Raw genomic sequence first — 1497 nt, 5'->3', positions numbered from 1 at the left:
GGACAGTGATGGGGACGGCGTGCCGGATGAGCGGGATGCGTTCCCGAACGACCCGGGCGCGGTGGCGGACGATGATGGGGACGGCATTCCGAACTCGCGGGATGAGGACATGGACGGTGACGGCATTCCCAACGACGAGGATCCGGACATGGACGGGGATGGCATCCCGAACGATGCGGATAGCGACCCGAACGGGGTGGGGGATGCGTACCCGGGTCGGGGGGACGTCTCGCGCGATACGGACGGGGACGGGATTCCCGATGCGTTCGATCCGGACGTCGACGGGGACGGCGTCCCCAACCACGTGGACGTCGATGCGGACGGGGACGGCGTGCCGGACGCGCGGGATGCGTTCCCGTTGGATCCGAACGAGTCGATGGACAGTGATGGGGATGGCGTGGGGGACAACCGGGACGTCTTCCCGAACGATGCGAACGAGTGGCGGGATACCGATGGGGACGGCATTGGGGACAACCGCGATCCGGACGTCGATGGGGACGGCGTCCCGAACGATCGGGACGTCGGTCCGGGGGATGCGCGCGTGTCGCTCGATACGGACGGGGACGGCGTGCCTGATGAGCGGGATGCCTTCCCGAACGACCCGCGAGAGGCTCGGGATACGGACGGGGATGGCGTGGGTGACAACCAGGATCCGGACGTGGATGGGGACGGCGTCCCGAACACCACGGATGCGTTCCCCCTCGACGCGAGTGAGTGGGTGGATTCGGATGGGGACGGCGTGGGGGATAACGCCGATGCGTTCCCGAACGACCCGAGTCGGTCGGGGGACATCGATGGGGACGGTATTCCCGACGAGGACGACCTGGACATGGACGGGGACGGCGTCCCCAATACGTACGATGCGTTCCCTCGCGACCCAACCGAATCGCGGGACACGGATGGGGACGGCGTGGGGGACAACACGGACGTCTTCCCGAACGATCGTCTCGAGTGGCGGGATACGGACGGGGACGGCATGGGGGACAACAGCGATCCGGACGTCGATGGGGACGGCCGCGCGAACGACGTCGATCCGGACCCCACCCGGTTCGAGAGTCGCGTCGAACTGAGGTTCGCGGGGGACCCTGTGAGCGTGGGGGACGTCACGACCTTCACGCTGGAGGCGGTGCCCGACGTGATCTCCACGAGTGACGTACGAACGCGGGCGGCGCGAGGTGTTCCGAGTGGGGACGTCCTGGTGTATTTCGGGTCGAGCGTGCAGCGTGACACCCTCGCGAGGGACGGGTCGTTCGTGTGGGAGGGCACCCTCCCACCGGGCGCGTACGACGTGCGAGCGGTGTACGTCGGGAACGACGTGTACGCCCGCAGTCAGAGCGTCCCGACACGCATGGAGGTGTTGGGCCCCACGAGCTTCCTGGAGGACGTCGAGGGTGACGTACGGACCCTCTTGCGCGAAGGGACGCGCGACGGCCTCACCCGCACCCTGCGAGCCTGGCGCGCCAGCGTCCAGGACGCCCACGACCACCTCCACACCCC

At 68.2% G+C, this 1497-nt stretch carries 1 protein-coding gene; it reads left to right on the top strand.

All coding sequences use genetic code 11. From position 1 onward, the window contains the following. Positions 1 to 109 precede the first annotated feature (109 nt). A partial coding sequence (locus RI554_09430) for a thrombospondin type 3 repeat-containing protein (GenBank protein ID MDR9392235.1) occupies positions 110 to 1497 on the top strand: 1388 nt, incomplete at its 3' end.

Source organism: Trueperaceae bacterium, from assembly GCA_031581195.1.
In the GTDB taxonomy this organism is placed as follows: domain Bacteria; phylum Deinococcota; class Deinococci; order Deinococcales; family Trueperaceae; genus SLSQ01.
The sequence above is the reverse complement of the archived record's forward strand: the minus strand, read 5'-3'. Positions and strand labels throughout refer to the sequence as shown.